The following is an 18610-nucleotide window of genomic DNA, read 5'->3' as shown; positions in this document are numbered from 1 at the left end:
ACGTCTGGTGGGCGCAAAGCGACCAAAAAAGCTTCCGCTGTTAACAGTTGGCCTACCGGCCACCAGACGTGGACGTCTGGGCTACACCTTTTACTTGTTGGATACACTCCACTCGATAATACCGGCAGACGCTTCTTTCGGCAACTGGATTTCCATGCGGAGGGCGCTGGTCTCGACGGGTTCGAACGTAACGGTGTCGAACTGATCTTTCGTGACCGCGTAGGGCGTCGTATTCGTAACGGGTTTCCACTCACCGGCGGGCGTCTGGTACAGCAGTTTCCAGCCGGCCGGGATACGGCATCCGCCCCACGGGCTATCATCGAACCAGTATACCTTCGACGACGCGACAGTCGTCGGTTTGGCGAAGGTGTATTGCACCCACTGCGTCGTGTCTTTTTTCGGCCACCAGTGGTAGTAGATGTTGTCGTGGTCGTTGGAGTTCTTGGGTGTCTCCCGGTCGTTCAGCGCCATCAGCGTCTTGCTGGGTGTCGAGGCCGACAGCTTGCTGGTCGACGCAATCGTCGGGGCTGGTGTGACGCGGGCGGCTGTAGGTTGCGTAGCCAGCCAGACGCTCATCTCTCCATTGCCCCGGTTTGCCCAGGCATAGTACGGAATAGCCGTTAACTGGGCCGGGCTGAACGCCAGTTGATTGTTCGCATCGCGCCGTACTTTCTGCACATTGGCCGTGATCTCTTCGACGCCACCCAGCTTCCCCGACTTGTACGAAGCCGTCAGTTGGGCCGTGTCGGGCAGGATCATGTCGAGGACGTGCCCATCGGGCGAATCGGGCCATTCGGTGCAGTAGACGATTGGGCCACGTTCCAGCGCTACTTTATGCTGGTCGGCTTTTATCTTTTCGTTTGCCACGACCCGCCGAACATCCATCGGCAGTGACAGGCGCACGACATCCCCTTTTTTCCAGGTCTGATTCAGAATAGCGTAGCCATTTTCCAGTTTGTACGTCGCTTTCTTCCCGTTGATTGTCAGCACGACAGGACTCTCCTGCTGACTGGCAAAGCGGTACAGATCGCCCGGCACGGGTTGGTTCTGCGCCCAGCCCGGCACCCGAATCGCCAGATCGAACGCGCCTGTTTTGGCCGGATTCAGCGTAAAGGCAACGTCACCGTCCCACGGATAGCGCGTTTCCTGCATCACCGTGACCGCCTTCCCGTCGAGCGAGACGGTAGCGGTGCTGTTCACGAACAGGTTGGCATAGAGCCGATTACCACGTTGCGCGTAGACATAGCCCGGCATCGACGGAATGAACCGGCAGACGTTGCTGGGGCAGCAGGCACAACCAAACCAGGCCGCCCGCGTGTGCTGACCGCGCGATTCGAGCGGATTGGGGTAAAAAAAGCGATCGCCACTGAGCGATACGCCCGACAGCATGCCGTTGTACAAGGTCCGTTCGAGTATGTCGTAGAACTTGGCGTCGCCATGCAGCAGAAACAGGCGCTGATTCCAGTAAATCTCCCCAATAGCCGCGCAGGTTTCGTTGTACGCGCTCATGTTAGGCAGGTTATAGTCGTCGCCGAAGCCTTCGTGCCCGCCTTCAGCACCGATACCACCCGTCAGGTAGTATTTGCTGTCGACCACGTCGTGCCAGATTTTATCGATCGCGTTGACATAGGCTTTGTCGCCAGTGATAGCCGCTACGTCGGCCATGCCCGAATACATGTACGTCGCGCGGACGGCATGTCCCACGGCGGTCGTCTGCTGCGTCACGGGTTTGTGATCCTGACTGTACTCGGTACCCTTACCCCGTACGTCGAGCAGGAACTTAGCCAGATCGAGGTAGTCTTTTTTGCCAGTCACACGATAGAGTTTCACCAACCCCATTTCCACGATCTGATGACCGGGTGAATAGCGCAACTTACCGGGACCGAAATCCTTCACCAGCAGGTCAGCGTTCTTGGTTGCGACGTTCAGCAGCGTTTTTTTACCCGTCGCCAGGTAGTGGGCAGCGGCCGCTTCGAAGAGGTGCCCGCTGTTGTAAAGTTCATGGCTCAGGTCCGACTCTTTTTCCCAGCGTTTCAGTCCCGACCACGGGTGTGGGTGCGCCGGATCGATGGTACGGGCCGTGTAGAGGTAGCCGTCCGGCTCCTGTGCCGCAGCCACGTACGTAATCAGCGAATCGACACGGGCTTCGAGTTTTTTATCAGGAAAAGTTTGAATCGAGTAACTCGCTCCCTCAATAATTTTATAAATGTCGGTGTCATCGAACGGGTATTCCGTGCAGAATTTGGTCCCCTGCTTCAGATGGCCCGCCACCAGAAAATTGTCGACCCGGCCCGTGCTGTAACATTGCTGGAGCGCAATCGGAATCGTCACGTCATGGTTACGCCGGATGCGCGGTGCCCAGAACTGATCGGTCACTTTCACCGCCGTAAAGGGCACCGGCTGAATGGGATAATCGCCTTTGGCCGGCGTCGGTTTAGGTTTGTTGGTTACTTGCGCCAGCCCTGCGTAGGGCAGCGCCATAACAAGCAGACCGGGGAGTATACGATGGAGAAAATGAAGCAGTTTCTGGTTCATGGTCAGGGGCATACGGTTCGTAGCGGAAGCTACGAAAGTACGCATTTACCCGCCCGGCTATGTCTCCTTTCTTTACCGGAACTGCTACTATCTTAACTTACTTTATGAAGTTGTAAAGTTTTAGAGTTGGATGGTTGTAAAGTTGGCTACCGCCGGAACTAGACGCGTCAGCCAACTCTATAACTTTACGACTCTACGACTTTATAACTCTACAACTATCCAACTCTACGACTTTACAACTTTAAAATTTCATAGCATCCAGTAGGACGTCTTTCTGCTTGAGATCGTAAATGTATTCCCAGAACATGATCCCCGCCAGCTTTTTCGACTTCACGTAGTCGACCCGGTTTTTCAGCGATTCCGCGTCGGCGTAGGAAATAAACATGCGCTGCGTCGGATTCCACAGGTAAGGCGATTTGGCCGTATCGTCCCAGTAGCGGGTAAAGCCATTTTTGTTGATGTATTTCGCCATCAGTTCATCGTAGCTGATAAAGTAATGTTTACCCGGCGCAGGCTGATACAAACCCTTATTTTCGGGCGTCACCTCGGTCCAGCCGCGACCGTAAAATGGTACGCCCAGCACGATCTTGCTGGCCGGAACACCCGCCTTGATGTGTCCTTCTACCGCCGTGACGCTACCGGTACGGGCATGCGGAGCCGGGTCTGACTGATAAAGCGGACTGTGGTGCCCGGTCTGCTTGTCGTTACCGTGGTACAGGTCGTACGTCATGATGTTTACATAGTCGAGGTATTTCTGCGCGTTGGCCAGTTCGGTATGGTTCACAAAGGCCGTATCGCCCCCGGTTGCCGACGTCAGCAGGTAGTGGTTCTTACCCGTCCGGTTGTCGCGCTTGCCTTCTTCATCGAGCCGGTCGCGCAGTGCCTTTAGAAACAGCGTGTAGTTCTGCTTGTCTTCCGGCCGGAAAATATTCCCCGCCCCGATTTGGGCCGGATATTCCCAGTCGATGTCGACCCCATCGAGTTTGTTTTTCTTGAGCAGCGCCACAGCCGCATCGGCAAACTTCCGGCGCGACGCGTCGTTCAGGGCTGCGTCGGAAAAGTATTTGCAACCGCCCCAGCCGCCAATCGAAATCAGAATTTTCAGATCTTTATTGACCGACCGCAGGCTGGTCAGCGCGGCCATGTTCGCTTCGTCTTTCGCCTTCATCGGCTCCAGCCCGCCCGTCGAATCGGGCACGGCAAAGGCGTAGTTGATGTGCGTCAGTTTGCGCGCCTGAATCTGTTCTTTCGTCCAGCCGTCGCCCGTCACGTAGCCGATCATGACGTACGATTGCCCAAAAGCGGCCGGATGAATCAGAAACGAAAAAGCAATGAGCAGCGGGCAAACAAACTGTGTAAAACGGATCATTGATACAGGTTGAGTTTGGTAATTGTCAGGTCGAAGATACGCAGGATGAGCCTTGTATCGGACGCATACGACCAAACTGTCGTCGACTACTCTGGGCAAACACATCGTGTTTAGTCGGTAATAAGCGGTCGTTACCAAATCGTTAAGTCTGAGCAGGCGGCACGATTTCGTGACGGAGAAGGTTGTAGTTTCGTTATTGTACAGATCAGTTTATTTATGGATACCCGGCGGGATTTTCTCAAAAAAGCGGCTTTACTGGCCGGTAGTGCAGGCTTCACCGATGGCCTGCCCGCATCCATTCAGCGGGCGCTGGCCATTGCTCCCAAACCCGGCAGTACGTACCTCGACGCGGAGCACGTGGTCGTTCTGATGCAGGAAAACCGGTCGTTCGACCATTGCTACGGCAGGCTGCGGGGCGTTCGCGGCTTCAACGATCCGCGCGCCATCACGCTGCCCGACCGCAAACCCGTCTGGCTTCAGACCAACCGGGCCGGACAGACCTACGCCCCTTTTCGGCTCAACCTACGCGATACCAAAGCCACCTGGATGAGTTCGCTGCCGCACTCATGGACCAATCAGGTCGATGCCCGCAACGGAGGCCGCTACGATAAGTGGCTCGATGCCAAACCGTCGGGAAATCCGGCCTACGCGCAGATGCCACTGACGATGGGCTACTACGACCGGAACGACATTCCGTTTTACTATGCCCTGGCCGATGCCTTTACCATCTGCGATCAGAACTTCTGTTCGTCGCTGACGGGTACGACGCCCAACCGACTGTTTCTCTGGACCGGCACCGTGCGCGAAAACGCCGACGCGCTGGCCCGCGTCCGCAACGAAGACCTCAATTACGACAAACCCGCCAGTTGGACAACGTTTCCCGAGCGACTCGAAGATAACGGCATCTCGTGGCGCATCTACCAGAACGAAATCAGTCTGCCCAGCGGTCTCACGGGCGACGAAGACGCGTGGCTCAGCAACTTTACTGACAACCCAATTGAGTGGTTTTCGCAGTACAACGTCCGGGCATCGGCCAGCTACCAGAAATACCGGCTGCACCTGCTCGATACGTTGCCGGGGGAGATCAGCGCCCTTGAAAAGCAACTCGTCAGCCTGTCGCCCGATAGTCCAGACCACGCGAGAGTTACCCGCACGCTGACGCAGAAACGGCAATGGCTGGCCACGCTGACGGCTGAAAAACCCGTGTCGGTCGATCAATTGTCGGCGCGGGAACGGGCGCTGCACGAGAAAGCCTTCACCACCAATGTCAACGACCCGGACTACCGCAGCCTGACGAAACATACCTACCAGGATGGCGACACGCAGCGGGAGGTACTAATTCCGAAAGGCGACGTGCTGCACCAGTTTCGCAGCGACGTGCAGTCAGGCAAGCTCCCGACCGTTTCGTGGGTGGTGGCGCCGGAAAACTTCTCCGATCACCCCGGTGCTCCCTGGTACGGCGCGTGGTATCTGTCGGAGATGCTCGACATCCTGACGCAGAATCCTGACGTCTGGAAAAAGACGATTTTTATACTGGCTTACGACGAGAACGACGGCTATTTCGACCATGTCCCGCCCTTCGTAGCCCCCCACCCCGACCGACCGGAAACCGGCAAAACCACCGATGGTATCGACACGCGTGTCGAGCATGTCAGTTTGGCGCAGGAACATAGTCGAACGGTAAAAAATCCGCAGAAAGAAGCGCGGGAAGAAGCCATTGGGCTAGGGTATCGCGTGCCGCTGGTTATCGCGTCGCCCTGGAGCCGGGGTGGCTACGTCAATTCCGAGGTGTTCGATCATACGTCGATTCTTCAGTTTCTGGAAGGTTTTATCGGGCAGAAATACGGTAAGGATGTCCACGAAACCAACATCAGCCCCTGGCGACGAACCGTCTGTGGCGACCTGACATCGGTGTTTCGACCTTACAATGGGGAGTCGATTCCCTTACCGGCGTTCGTCCCGCAGAAACCATTTATCGAGAGTGTACACAAGGCCAAGTTCAAGCAGGTACCCAGCAATTTCCACCCGCTTACGGCCGACGAGATCAATGCCGTTGGTAAACAGACCGAGTCGGGCAGCGTGCTTCCCCGGCAGGAGCCCGGCACCCGCCCGGCCTGCCCCCTGCCCTACGAGCTGGCCGCCAATGGTCGGTTGAATCCAAAGACAAACACCTTTGACATTACCCTGTCGGCTGGTAACGAGCGATTTGGCAAACGGGCGGCCGGCGCACCGTTTATGGTTTATAACCTACACGACCATTCCGTACGGAACTATGCCCTGACACCGGGTACGCATCTGGCGGATTCACTGCCGCTTGCCGCTGACGGCACCTACGCTTTCCGCGTGTACGGGCCAAACGGTTTTTACCGTGATTTCGCGGGTGAAGCATTGGGAACAATGCCCGTAATTTCCGTATCGCTGGCGCCAAAAAGTACTACGCCCGAACTGCAAATTCGCCTGGCGAATCCCAGTCAGACCCAGCCGGTATCGATCGAGTTAATCGACGAATCGTATCGGTCGGCGAAACGGCAACTCGTACTCAATGGAGATCGGTCTACGATTATACGCTGGCCGTTGACTGATAGTAAGGGTTGGTACGATTTCGTCGTCCGTCCGTCGGGTCCTGCTACTGCCAGCGCCGGCTATCGCTTCGCCGGGCGGGTCGAAACCGGTGCGGAAAGCATCAGTGATCCAGCGATGAGTTAGCAGAGAAGAAAGAGGAAAGAGAAAAGAAGAAAGACAGAAGCGGAAAATTTACCACCATAGCGGTCTTTCTTCTCACGTCTTTCCTCTTTCGTCTCACTCAAAACTGACCGCTTCAGTCCAGTCAGCAGCAGATAGTACTTCGCTGTTGAAATCGAATTGTTTTTTCAGGGCGGCCAGTTGCTGCGCCTGCCGCCGAATGACGGCTTCGCCCACCGAATCGTCGCGGTACCTGTCGCGTTTGATACACTCTTCAACCGGCGTGTCGACCAGTTGGTACGTAACGGCCACCGGCTCGGATTGACTGAGTAGTAGCTTTCGAAACTGACTGATATACGACAACCGCAGGTTCGTATTGTCGATTACCAGATTCCAGCCCTGCTTCAGCCCCTTCAAAATGGTCGTCGTCTGCAACTCGTTGACGATCCGTTCGACGCGTTCGCGCTCACACTCGGGCCACGTCTGATTGTATTCACTCAGCGACACCGATAGCAGACTACGCCGGAGGTCGTCCCTGTTGACGCGCAGGTAGTCGGCTTTGTCGCGGCAGTATTGCCGTGCCAGCGTCGACTTGCCACTGCCGCTTAAACCGACTAAAATCAGCACTTTTTTCATGTTCTGTTCATCGCTGACCGGCCTTACGAACCAGCCTGTTTTGTTGTATGACGACTAAACATCAGTACGCGGGACAATTGTTTTTTAGATTAAATTTAAATTAAAAACTCCACTACCAAGCAATAGCCGGGTTGCGCGCTACCAGTCACCCCCCTACTTTTGCCGTTGATTATAATTAATCTAAATAAATGAAAGCACTCTTTACGACGACTTGCTACACAGCCATACTGATCCTGATCCTGACAACGGCTACACTGGCGCAGACGACGGGGATTGTCCGGGGCATAGTCAAAACAAGCGATGGATCGCCGGCGTCCTACGTCACGGTCAGCCTGGTAGAAAGCAAGAAAGGCACGACGACTACCGAAGACGGGACGTTTACCCTCAGCAGTGTAACCCCCGGCACGTACACGCTTCGCATTACGTTTGTCGGCCTGCAGCCACAAACCAAAACCGTTACGGTATCAGCGGGCCAAACGACGACGATCAATTTCATACTATCAGAAAACGCGTCGCAACTGGATGAAGTTGAGGTAACGGGTCAGACCAAGGGCGTAACGATCGGCAAGGCCGGACTGGCTCCGCTCGACGTTCCCCAGATGACAGGGGTCGTCAGCAACATCGTCATCGAGAATCAGCAGATCTCGCGCCTTGGCGATGCGCTTCGTAACGTATCGGGCGTATCACTGACCCAACAGCGGCAGGGCGTATCGGAAACGATTTCGGCGCGGGGCTACAGCATCGGTGTCGGGGGCGGCTCAGGCAGTATTTTCAAAAACGGTATCCTGACCAACACCTCGGGTTATCCCGAAGCCAGCACGCTTGAATCAGTCGAAGTGCTGAAAGGAGCCTCGTCGCTGCTGTACGGTAACGTTTCCGGTGGCCTGATTGTCAACATGGTTACGAAGAAACCACGTTACGACTGGGGCGGAGACGTCTCGATGCGCGTCGGTAGTTTCGGCCTTTACAAACCCATCGTCGACCTGTACGGCCCCCTGACGAAGAATCTGGCGTTTCGGGTAATCGGCACCTATGAAAAGTCGAACAGCTACCGGGACATCGTCAAAACCGACCGGTTGTACGTCAATCCATCGCTGCTGTACAAATTCAGCCAGAAAACCACGCTGCTGGTTGAAGGCGACTACCTGAACGCAAAACTGACTCCCGATTTTGGGGTGGGCGCGGTCATCGTCAACACGGTCAGCCAGATTCCAAGCGACATTCCCCGATCGCGCTTTATCAACGTGGCCTGGGCATACAATAACATGAAGCAGGGCAGCGCCAGCGCCACGCTAACACATCAGTTCAACGACCGCTGGAAAGTAAACGTGATTGCGGGTGGACAGCAAACGGACATCGACTCGTACGGAGCTGGTGTACCGAACTCGGTCGCGGCTAACGGTACGTGGAACCGATCGCTCAGCCGGGGGCTGACCTCCGAGCGGAACAGCACGCTACAGGCTAACCTGACGGGTCGGTTCAATACGGGATCGATCGGCCATCAGCTGCTGTTCGGTGCCGACCGCGTGGGCGTAACAACAACCAGCAATTCGTTCTCGATCATCAGTGGTGGCAAAGCCGTTACAACCTACGATCAGATCAACATTCTCAACCCGTTAGGTGCCGAACGGACGGATATTCCCGAGGCAACTGCTTATGCCCGCACAACGTCGCCGTCGGTTCGGACGGGCATCTACGTACAGGACCTGATTGCGCTGAGCAACAAGGTCAAGGTACTGGGCGGGGTTCGCTGGTCGTCGCAGAAAACGGTGCAAACGACCATTCGTGACCTGGCTACCGGCGCTGAAACGCGGGGGGCTACTGCCGATAAAGTCGATCAGGCGTTCTCACCGAAGGTAGCACTAATCTACCAGCCGCTGCAAACGACCTCGTTCTTCGCGTCGTACGCCAACAATTTCGTCATCAATTCCGGCATCGACGTCAACGGTCAGGTACTGGCTCCGTCGATTGTCGATCAGTACGAAGCGGGCGTCAAGAATGAGTTTTTCAGTGGTCGGCTAACCGCGAATCTGGGCGTGTACCGTATCCGAAACAGCAACCTGGCGCAGATGGCCCTGTTTGCCGCCGACGGTACACCCAACGCTAACACCAACGTGCGGGAACTAACCGGCCAGACCACCAGCGACGGGCTGGAAGTCGACATCACCGGTACGCTGTCCCGCAACGCTTATTTCATCGTGGGCTATGGCTACAACTACATGCGGTACACGAAAACGTCGGACGCCAAGGGATCGTACCTCGAAGGGGAGCGGCTGACCAACAACCCGGCGCATACGGGTAACGCTACGCTTTTTTACACCTTCGATCAGCCGGGCCTGCGTGGCCTGAAAGTAGGCGCGTCGGCCTTTTACACGGGTGCCCGGTTTGGTGGTTACAACAACACCAAAGGTCAGACGCAGACCGACCGCCGGATTCCGCTGTCAGCGTTCACCACGCTCGACCTCACCGCCGGTTACAGCTGGAAGAACGTAACGCTGCTGGCCAAGCTGTCGAACATCACCAACGAGCTGAATTACCTCATCCACGACAACTACAGCATCAACCCAATTCCACCCCGGCAGTATACGGCTACGCTGTCGTATAAGTTTTAGGTTGTCGGTATACGGTAGCCGGTTTTCGGCGGCTACCGTATACTATCAGGAACGAGCAAGGGCCAGTACTTTCGCAGTACTGGCCCTTGCTCGTTTCGGCGCATTGCAGTGGTGTCGGGTCCCTGACCTGACACCGTCTCGGGCGAAGCAATTGCTGACGCGAGTGTGTCGGGTCAGGGACCCGACACCACGAGTAAGAATGCATCAAGACAATACGCCCTTAAACGCGTCGTCTTCAACAAATGGCTGACTGCGGACGCGTTTGCCGGTGGCTTTGTACAGCGCGTTGGCAACAGCGGCTCCAGCGGGTGGCAACGACGGCTCGCCCAATCCGGTCGGATCGATTTCGTTCTGGACAAAATGGACTTCCACGGCCGGAATTTCGTTCATGCGAATCAGGCGGTAGGTATCGTAGTTGTGCTGGTCGGGGATACCGTCTTTAAATGTCAGTCGACCGTACATGGCGTGCCCGATACCATCAACAATGCAACCCGTTACCTGCTGCCGTGCTCCGCTCTGATTGATTACGACGCCACAGTCGGCGACCGAATACACTTTGTGCAGCACGGGCTTGTCTTTCTGCATAACGACTTCCCCAACCTGCGCGACATACGACCGGTGCGAGAAGTAGACGCTGAAGCCCTGCACGACGGGTTTCCCCGCAACGGTTTTCTTCGTACCCCAGCCCGCTTTTTCCGCTGCCAGTTGAATGACGCCCTTCATCCGATCGACGTCGTACTTGACGGCACCCGCTGGTTTTTGTTTGGCCCGGTCAAGCAGATCGAGCCGGAACTGTACGGGGTCTTTACCCGCAGCCTGCGCTACTTCATCGAGGAACGCCTGCTCGGCAAACGCCAGAAAGTTGGTAATCGGTGCCCGCCAGGGGCCCGTCGTAATCGATGACTTGTGGTCGACACTGTCAATGAGCAGGTTGTCAACCGCACCCGCCGGAAAGTTGTCTTCCCGCGTAGCGTTACCAGCGTTGATGCTTGCCCCCCGCAGTTTGTAGCCGATCATATTTCCCTGCGCGTCGAGGGCGGCATCGAACCGGTAGCGGACGGCTGGACGGTAACTGCCCCCGGTCATATCGTCTTCGCGCGACCAGATTACCTTAACCGGCGCTTTCACCAGCCGCGACACCTGCACCGCTTCCAGCGCGTAGTCTGCCTTGAGCCGACGACCGAAGCCCCCCCCCATGCGGGTCAGTTGTACCGTCACCGATTCTGGTGGTAGCCCCAGCAGTTTGGCCGTTTCATTCCGGGCCAGTTCAGGTGTTTGCGTTGGGCCAATCAGTTCGGCGCCGTCGGGCCGGACATGGGCGAAGAAATTCATCGGCTCCATGGGGTTGTGCGGCAGAAACGGACACTGGTATTCAGCCGTCACTACTTTTGCCGCGCCCTTGAAAGCCGCATCGACGTCACCATCTTTTCGGCGAACTGTCGCCTTGTCGCCGTCGAGCATCTCGCGAAACAAGCGGTTGTGATCGGCTGTGCTTTCGGTCGTATTCGTTTTGGTCCACTCGATTTTCAGCGCATCCTTCGCTTTCTTCACCTGCCAGGTCGACTTACCAACCACGGCTACGTTGTTATCGAACGTGACGACGTCGACAATGCCGGCCATGGCTTTCGCGGCCGTACTATCGACCGATGTCAACGTATAGCCGAACGCGGGGCGCTGTAGCATGGCGAACAACATGCCATCGCGGTACACATCGAGGCCGAACAGGGGCTTGCCGGTCAGGATACCGGGGTTATCGACGTTTTTGATTGTCTGTCCGATCAGCTTGAAGTCGGCGGGCCGTTTGAGCGGAACGTTGGTCGGAACGGGCAGTGCAGCCGCTTCCGTTGCCAGATCACCGTAACTCAGTTTCCGGTTTGTCGCCGTATGCACTACGTAGCCGGGCGTAGTCGAGCAGTCGGCGACAGGCACGTTCCAGCGCTTGGCCGCTGCCGTCAGCAGCAGTTGCCGGGCCGTAGCCCCCGCCTGCCGCAGCCGCGTCCACGAGTGCGGAATAGACCCGCTTCCGCCGGCCACCTGCCGTTCAAACTTCTTTGTATCGAGCGGAGCCTGTTCGACAACGACCTTTGTCCAGTCGGCATCCAGTTCTTCCGCAACGATAATCGGAAACGCCGTTTTGATCCCCTGCCCCACTTCCGGATTCGGCGACAGGATCGTGACAACCCCCTGCGGATTGATCGACAGGTAGCTGTTGAAGCCCACTGCCGACGCAGCGCCACCCACTGCCGGAACGGCTTCGATAGCACCGGCTTCGGTATCGAACCAGCTAAAACCCAGCAGCAACCCACCTCCGGCAACTGCGGCACCCTTCAGAAAATTTCGGCGGCTGGCAGTCGTCATGATTTGCTCTTGGTTTTGGTGGTCGCCGGCATGGTAGCCGCGAGTTGAATGGCTTCCCGAATGCGGTGATACGTCCCACAACGGCAGATATTCCCCGACATCGTCGCGTCGATTTCTTCGGTGGTCGGTTTCGGATTTCGTTTGAGCAGCGCAGCCGCCGTCATGATCTGCCCGGCCTGACAGTAGCCACACTGCGCTACGTCGACGCTATCCCAGGCTTTCTGAACGGGGTGCGTACCGGTGGCCGACAAGCCTTCGATGGTTGTAATGGCTGCTTTGCCGATGGCCGACACCGGCAACGCACAGGAGCGGGTCGCTTCCCCGTTGAAGTGGACCGTACAGGCTCCGCACTGAGCGATGCCGCAGCCATATTTGGTACCAACCAGGCCGAGGTGATCGCGAAGCACCCAGAGCAGCGGGGTGTCAGGATCAACGTCGGTCCGGTAGCTGCGGCCGTTGATTTGCAGCGTGAATACTGCCATACGTAAAGAGGTTCAGGTGAAGAGACCAAATTACGAATTTTTGCCGACAGCGCCGGTAATAGTCTAGCAGAAAGGGAGGTTTATCGGGTTGATTGTCATATAATCTAGATCTGACTCGTACGCAGATACCATCCTTCCTGACTTCCTGATAGACCGAGTCGAACAAATTTACGTAACTCCCAGTGAGCTACCGATCCCACGTGAGCCAGTCGTCGCGACCGTCTTCGTCGGTCTGTGGCAACTCGCTGACTTTTACAAAGTCGTAGGAAATCAGGCTTTTCCCATTGGGCATCCGGTAAGTTTGATAGCCTTCGAAGCGTAAATCCGGCGAAGCGTGTTGCCGTAGCGTTTCGTCCGATACTTCGCTGGCGATGGCTGCTACGGGTCGAAGCGTCGTTACGCCCGTATTGCTGACCCAACCGGTATCGTTGCTGCGCTGCAACACGACATTGAGCAGTCCGCCCGGCCGGAGTACCTGCCGGAAGCTGGCAAACGCCCGGTCCAGATCGACGTATTCCAGAAAGAGATGGCAGATAAGCAGATCAACCGATTCGGACGGGATAGCGACCGACTCCTGATTGATGTCAACCCGTACCAGTACCAGCTTATTCAGGATTGGGTCGTAGCGCTCCTGACAGATGGCGAGGTAGGTCGGGTTCAGATCGACGGCGTACACGGTCTGCGCATCCACGAAGTGCGTGAAGCCATTTCCCGTACAGGCACCGTACACAGCCACCGTCTGCGGATACCGCTGGGCTACTTTCTCACCCGTGATCTCATTCAGCAACGCCAGCTGCCCCACCGTCTCGTGGCTCATATGGCGTTCATAATCGGCATAGGGAACGTCGCTCCAGGGATTCATAGTGTTGTTGGTTGCCGCCAATTCATTAACTCAGTAGCCGAGTTATTGTAGGGTTGGCGCATCAATCATTTTTCATTCGACCGGATGCTGCCGCAAATACGCCAGCGTAAGATCGTAGAAATGACGGGCGTCGTGGAGTAACTGCTGAGCCAGCTCATCCGTGATGTCAGACTGCATATCGTAGTCAGCAGACTGTCGGGCATTGAAACTGTGGGCAACAAGTTTACCTGCTGCTATATCGAACCGACTGGTTTTGACAAACAGTTCATTGAATTTACTCAGCGCGCCAGAATGCTTTTTAGTGGTGATACCCTCGGTCAGTAATAGCGCGCTGAGACAATAGAAAACCGCATAGTAAGCCCGGTTTGCTAAAGCCAGCTTGCGGCCGTCCTGTAGAAGAAACTCGGCGTCGTCCAACGTCAGCGCGGCATGATCCAGGAACGTTTCGATAGCTTCTTTCATAGCATGATGCCCTCTCGACGGGCGTTTTGGTAGACCGGCATATACGACGTTGTGAATCGACTTGCCGCAACGGGCAAAACTGATATTACTTTACCATAGTCAAATAATAACCCTGTTGTTAGATCACCCATTTTCCACACTTCACCAATCGTATTCACCTTCTCATCACTGAGAACGACCATCAGGTCGATGTCGGATTCATCGTCGTAGTCGCCCCGGGCGTAGGAACCGTACAGTATCACCTCGCGCAGCCGGTCGCCGTACATCGCTTGCAGGGCCGTTTTGAACTCGCGCACGATGGGTTCGATTGCCGGGTTGATAGTCGCTTCCATAGTTGACAAAGCTAACCGATTCGTAACCCGGATACAACCGGCAACTAGACCAGACTTTCCTGCCCCTGCGTCACGGTTGCTCCCCGATACCGGCCCCGGAAGTAGACGTACGAACCAACGACCAGCAGAGTATAAATCACGGCCAGGATGTAAGCGCCGTTGACGAAGAAGTCCAAGTAGCTGATGCTGCCCTGTCCGAAGTTTTTGTAGAGCAGTACGCCTACGCTACCCAGATAACCGTACCAGTCGGCCAGGGTAACGATGAAACCGACCGTGCTGACGTAGCGGAACGACGCCACCAGCCGCTCGAAATACAGGCCGTTGCAGGGAACGTAACCCATATACAGACCCAGCCCGGTCAGCAGAAACCAGGTACCGGTCGAGAGCAGGCCACCCGAGTACGCCCAGGTACTCAGGCCTACCAGTGCGCCCCCGAGTAGCATAATGCCGTTCAGCAGGGTGAAGGCCCGAAAATTGTCGGTAACGCGTTGCAGCAGCGCCATGACAAGCAGTACGCCTACCGCCACCAGCGTTTCGGTTTTGGCGAAAATACCGGGGTTGCTCACGCCCGCATCGCGCAGAATTTCGGGGCCAAAGTTGTCGCGAAAGTCGCGGAATGCCGAGAGCAGCACGTACGACGCAATCAGCAGCACCAGCCCTGGCCCGAACGTGCTGACGAAGGCCCGCCGTTCGGCCGCATCCATCGGTTTCCGCTCGGTTCGCAGGGCGCGGTCTTCGGTCGTTGGTGGCGGCAACAGCGTCAACGCGTACACTGACAGGAGCAGCGGCAGCACGAACAGCGCGCCGGTGACGAAGGGCAACCAGAACTCCGAAACGCCCCAGTCGGCGCGGATGGTAAGCGCAACGGTTTTGACGAAGCCCGACGCGAAAATAAACGAGGCTGTCAGGCCCGCGACGAGGGCGTCGGTTTGTCTGCGGCCTTCCAGAAAGCCAAGCATGATGCCGTAGACCATGCCCAGTGGCAGGCCGTTCAGAAACAGGAAACCAATGTTCCAGGGAGCCGGCACCAGTGCGAAGCCCAGCAGCGCCAGTTCAGCCAGTCCAATAAACAGCAGAATATTCAGCGCCCGACGGCCCGGCGACATCTCCGACACGACTTTCACTCCGATACGCTTGGACGCTGCGTAACCCAGCACCTGCGCCGTAATCAGCCAGATTTTGTAGCTAATCCCGGCAAAAGCCACCCCGTCGAATGACACGGCGGTTATGCCCTTGCGAAAAGCATACATGCAGGCATAGGTGCAAAACGCAGCGATGGCTCCGAACAGGGTGAATGTCGTAGAATGGCGGAGGAAAGCGGGCGATGACATTGTGGGTGCGAGATGGATTCGTGCAATACGCAAGCTAACCAAACTAAGTCGAAGTTTCCTTCCGGGTAGCGATGGCCTGCGCATTTACCGCCGGACGCGCTCGCACAGGGCCAGGTAATGCTCGATGCCGGGGGTTGGCAGGTCTATTTCCTTGGCCCGTTCGTCCCAGCCACGCACCTGTAGTATTTCACGGAAATACGGATTTTGCTCAAACTGCGCGGCTTCGTCGGCAGTCATTGGTCCGCCCTGGAACATAAGCGTTTGGGTACTTGCTTCCGACAGCCGGGCGCGGTACTCGGGATGCTTGTACACCAGGTAGCGCTTGGCGTTGACGTGGTGCTCGATGAGTTGCGCGATCTTTTCCGAGAAGCCCCGCTGCCGCAGAAAATCAGCCCCCAGCCGCTCGTGATCGACGGTACCGTAGCCATCCATGTAGCCTTCCGCAGACTCGACGGAGAACAGATGACCAATATCGTGCAGGAAGGCAGCGACAACGGTTTCGTCATCAGCACCGGCCTGCTCGGCGAGTTGCGCGCATTGCAGCGCATGTTCGAGTTGCGTAACAGGCTCGCCGTAGTACTCGTCCTGCCCGCTCTGCGCAAAAATCTGGGCGATGGTTTGCATGATTAGTTTACGGTTTAAAGTTTATGGTTTAAGGTTAAGAGACCGCCCGAGACGCAACATTAAACATTAGACCTTAACCCTTAAACTGAGATATACGTCCGCTCGACGGTGCCGTCGTCGTAGAGGTCGAAGAGTGCGTAGCCGGAATGGGTCTGCTGGTAGGTAGCGTCTTTCCACCAGTTACCCGCGACAGAGCCATTACAAAGGTAGGTTACACCGTTGTACTCGGCGCGGTCGAGCAGGTGCATGTGGCCGCTCAGGCAGGCCTTCACGTTTGGGTGCTGGTAAAAAAGTGTGATAAGCTGGGCTGCATCGGGCAGAGCAATGCCGCCGGGAATCTGCCAGTTGCCGTCTTTAGCGTTGGTCGCGAAGGCGAAGCCTGTTACCGACACAATGGGTATATGCGACATGATGAGTACCGGCGTTTTCTTATCGATCTTCGCCAGTTCCCCTTTCAGCCAGTCCAGTTGTTCGGCGTCGATACCACCGGTATACCACTTACCATCGGCTTTCGGTTGTACGCTGTCGAGGATGATGAATTGCCAGCCCCCTTTGTTAAAACTCCGATACCGGCCGCTGATGCCCATCTGATCGATGGCCCATTTCTTCCCGTAAAGCGGATCGTTCTGTGCGTTGTCGAATCCCCAGACGTCGTGATTGCCGATGCAGTATTCGATGGGCAGGTTGTTGTTGGCTTTGGCAACCGAGTGCCAGGCATCCCATTGCTTCTGCACCTTCTCGCGGTCTTCCTTCAGCGCGTCCATAATGACGTCGCCCCCATGCAGGATGAAGGCCGGCTTGTCGCGCTGCTGCTGTACGTGCTGTAGACAGTTGGCAACGCCGTCCATCGGCTTCTTGTCGGGAAAAATGTGCGTGTCGCCCAGGTAGGCAAACCGCAGACTGCGCTTACGGGCTGCCGTGGTCGTAATCAGTTCATTCGTAGCTGGCGCAAGGGGCAACAGCCCGGCCGATTTCAGTATGTCGCGACGATTCATGTTGGGTTCAGGCTTGCCTTTTATCATTCCTCACAAGTCCGGAATGACAAAATTGGTCTTTCTATAATTCGTAGGACATAGGGCACCTACTTTTTCTTGCTGTCTACTTGTCTCCTGTCACACGATCAATGGGTGCTCCGACCGGGTGATCGGCGGTAAACGTCAGCCCCAGGAGTTTGGCCAGCGTGGCGGCTATCTGATTCTGGTACAGCACCGGTCCGTTCTTCTGTTCGCCCGGCGTGGATGCGCCCGGCGTGGATTCACCAGTCGTAGCGACGCCCGTTCCCATCGCTGCCAGCCAGATCTGGTAGGAATCGGCGGTTTTGGTACCGTGATCTTTCCAGCGGGCTTTGGGCGTGTGCCCCCGTCCGTGATCGGTCGTAATGAGCATCGCTGTTTTGCCGGCGTACTGCGGCATCGACTGAAGCAGTTGCCAGAGATCACTGAGGTAGCGGTCGATCGACTGCACCATCTGCAAATGCTCGGCGTATTGCCCCGCATGGGCCAGGTCGTCGGTTTCGTCGAACGAGAGAAACAGCACTCTCGGACGCTTTTCCTTGATGTACTGTCGGGCCGTGAAATACGTCAGCATGTCGGCGCGGACACCATCACCGAAGGGGCGCGGCAGCAGTCGGGTCATGTCGGCCAGCAGGGAATCGGGACCAGTAGCGGGCCGACTCGCTTCGTTGGCCGAACTGGCGTATATGCCGCTCCGTTTTTCGTTGACGGCGGCTTCGATCACATCCCATGACGAAAACGCAGCGACCTTACCGGTAAAACCCGGTTGCTGATTGATGAACTCCAGCACCGTGACGTTGGGATTATCGATCTTGTCGTTCGATTTGATCCGGTCGTCGGCATACCCGCTCAGAATTTCGTTGTAGCCGGGGTAGCTGAACCAGTGCGGATTCGATACGTTCATCTTGCTACCCAGTTTGCGATTGCCGTACAGTTGCCCTTGTTTCGCGAGCGTTGTCCACAAAAACGGCATGAACCGCTCGCGTCGTTCGGCCGGGGTGTTGGCCCAGAACGCTTTCCGCGCAGCCGCCGTATCACGACTGTAAACCGGATCGAAAAGTAATGATGAGTCCGCGCCGGTGAATACGTCCTGCCAGCGCACGCCATCCATTGTAACGAGAATCACATTCTCGGCCGGTTGCGCCAGCAATGGACTGGCCAGCAGCAGGGTTAGAAAGAATAGTATAGACCGCATAGCAAGAATTTCTGTCATTCTGACACTAGTAAGGAACGTTGGCGGCAACCATTTGTCAGCCACTTGCGCAGTTCCTTCCTATCATCAGAATGACAGAAAAGTTGGTTTTAGAAAACT

Annotated in this window: 14 protein-coding genes; 2 read left to right on the top strand and 12 right to left on the bottom strand. The window is 56.3% G+C overall.

Going from position 1 to position 18610, the window contains the following annotated elements:
* Positions 1–90 precede the first annotated feature (90 nt).
* Together CLV58_RS09850 and CLV58_RS09845 are read right to left on the bottom strand one after the other, a co-directional pair.
* On the bottom strand, positions 91–2580 hold the full coding sequence (locus CLV58_RS09850; protein WP_245882288.1) for a glycoside hydrolase family 127 protein: 2490 nt from the start codon (positions 2578–2580) through the stop codon (positions 91–93).
* A gap of 196 nt (positions 2581–2776) precedes the next feature.
* On the bottom strand, positions 2777–3904 hold the full coding sequence (locus tag CLV58_RS09845; protein WP_106137626.1) for a glycoside hydrolase family 18 protein: 1128 nt from the start codon (positions 3902–3904) through the stop codon (positions 2777–2779).
* Positions 3905–4120: 216 nt separating this feature from the next.
* On the opposite strand from CLV58_RS09845, the gene CLV58_RS09840 reads away from it, so the two are divergent.
* The gene (locus CLV58_RS09840) at positions 4121–6610 is read left to right on the top strand and encodes a phosphocholine-specific phospholipase C (protein WP_106137625.1); all 2490 of its coding nucleotides are present in this window, start codon (positions 4121–4123) and stop codon (positions 6608–6610) included.
* 93 nt (positions 6611–6703) lie between these two features.
* On the opposite strand, the gene CLV58_RS09835 is transcribed toward CLV58_RS09840, so the two are convergent.
* Entirely contained in the window at positions 6704–7222 is a 519-nt protein-coding gene (locus tag CLV58_RS09835) for an AAA family ATPase (RefSeq protein ID WP_106137624.1), read from the bottom strand.
* A 188-nt stretch (positions 7223–7410) separates the two neighbouring features.
* Here CLV58_RS09835 and CLV58_RS09830 point away from each other — a divergent pair, with 188 nt between their 5' ends.
* Complete coding sequence (locus CLV58_RS09830) at positions 7411–9834, top strand: TonB-dependent receptor (RefSeq protein WP_106137623.1); 2424 nt, start codon at positions 7411–7413, stop codon at positions 9832–9834.
* 204 nt (positions 9835–10038) lie between these two features.
* Here CLV58_RS09830 and CLV58_RS09825 read toward each other — a convergent pair whose 3' ends face one another.
* The 9 genes from CLV58_RS09825 to CLV58_RS09785 form a co-directional block, all read right to left on the bottom strand.
* Complete coding sequence (locus CLV58_RS09825) at positions 10039–12192, bottom strand: xanthine dehydrogenase family protein molybdopterin-binding subunit (protein ID WP_106137622.1); 2154 nt, start codon at positions 12190–12192, stop codon at positions 10039–10041.
* Complete coding sequence (locus CLV58_RS09820; RefSeq protein WP_106137621.1) at positions 12189–12674, bottom strand: (2Fe-2S)-binding protein; 486 nt, start codon at positions 12672–12674, stop codon at positions 12189–12191. The genes CLV58_RS09825 and CLV58_RS09820 overlap by 4 nt, the downstream gene beginning before the upstream one ends.
* Positions 12675–12861: 187 nt before the next feature.
* Entirely contained in the window at positions 12862–13536 is a 675-nt protein-coding gene (locus tag CLV58_RS09815) for a class I SAM-dependent methyltransferase (RefSeq protein WP_106137620.1), read from the bottom strand.
* 72 nt (positions 13537–13608) lie between these two features.
* Complete coding sequence (locus CLV58_RS09810; protein WP_106137619.1) at positions 13609–13998, bottom strand: HEPN domain-containing protein; 390 nt, start codon at positions 13996–13998, stop codon at positions 13609–13611.
* Entirely contained in the window at positions 13995–14330 is a 336-nt protein-coding gene (locus CLV58_RS09805; protein WP_106137618.1) for a nucleotidyltransferase domain-containing protein, read from the bottom strand. Before CLV58_RS09805 ends, CLV58_RS09810 begins: the two co-directional genes overlap by 4 nt.
* A gap of 44 nt (positions 14331–14374) precedes the next feature.
* Entirely contained in the window at positions 14375–15661 is a 1287-nt protein-coding gene (locus CLV58_RS09800) for a DUF5690 family protein (RefSeq protein ID WP_106137617.1), read from the bottom strand.
* 84 nt (positions 15662–15745) lie between these two features.
* On the bottom strand, positions 15746–16285 hold the full coding sequence (locus CLV58_RS09795) for a phosphonate degradation HD-domain oxygenase (protein WP_106137616.1): 540 nt from the start codon (positions 16283–16285) through the stop codon (positions 15746–15748).
* Between the two features lie 80 nt (positions 16286–16365).
* Positions 16366–17280, bottom strand: a complete 915-nt coding sequence (locus CLV58_RS09790) for a metallophosphoesterase family protein (protein WP_106137787.1) — start codon at positions 17278–17280, stop codon at positions 16366–16368.
* A 103-nt stretch (positions 17281–17383) separates the two neighbouring features.
* Complete coding sequence (locus CLV58_RS09785) at positions 17384–18493, bottom strand: alkaline phosphatase family protein (RefSeq protein ID WP_106137615.1); 1110 nt, start codon at positions 18491–18493, stop codon at positions 17384–17386.
* Positions 18494–18610: the final 117 nt, after the last annotated feature.

Origin of the sequence: Spirosoma oryzae, from assembly GCF_003002825.1 — a bacterium.
Classification (GTDB): Bacteria; Bacteroidota; Bacteroidia; order Cytophagales; family Spirosomataceae; genus Spirosoma; species Spirosoma oryzae.
Note: the sequence above shows the minus strand (reverse complement) of the source record. Positions and strands in the feature narration are given on the sequence as shown.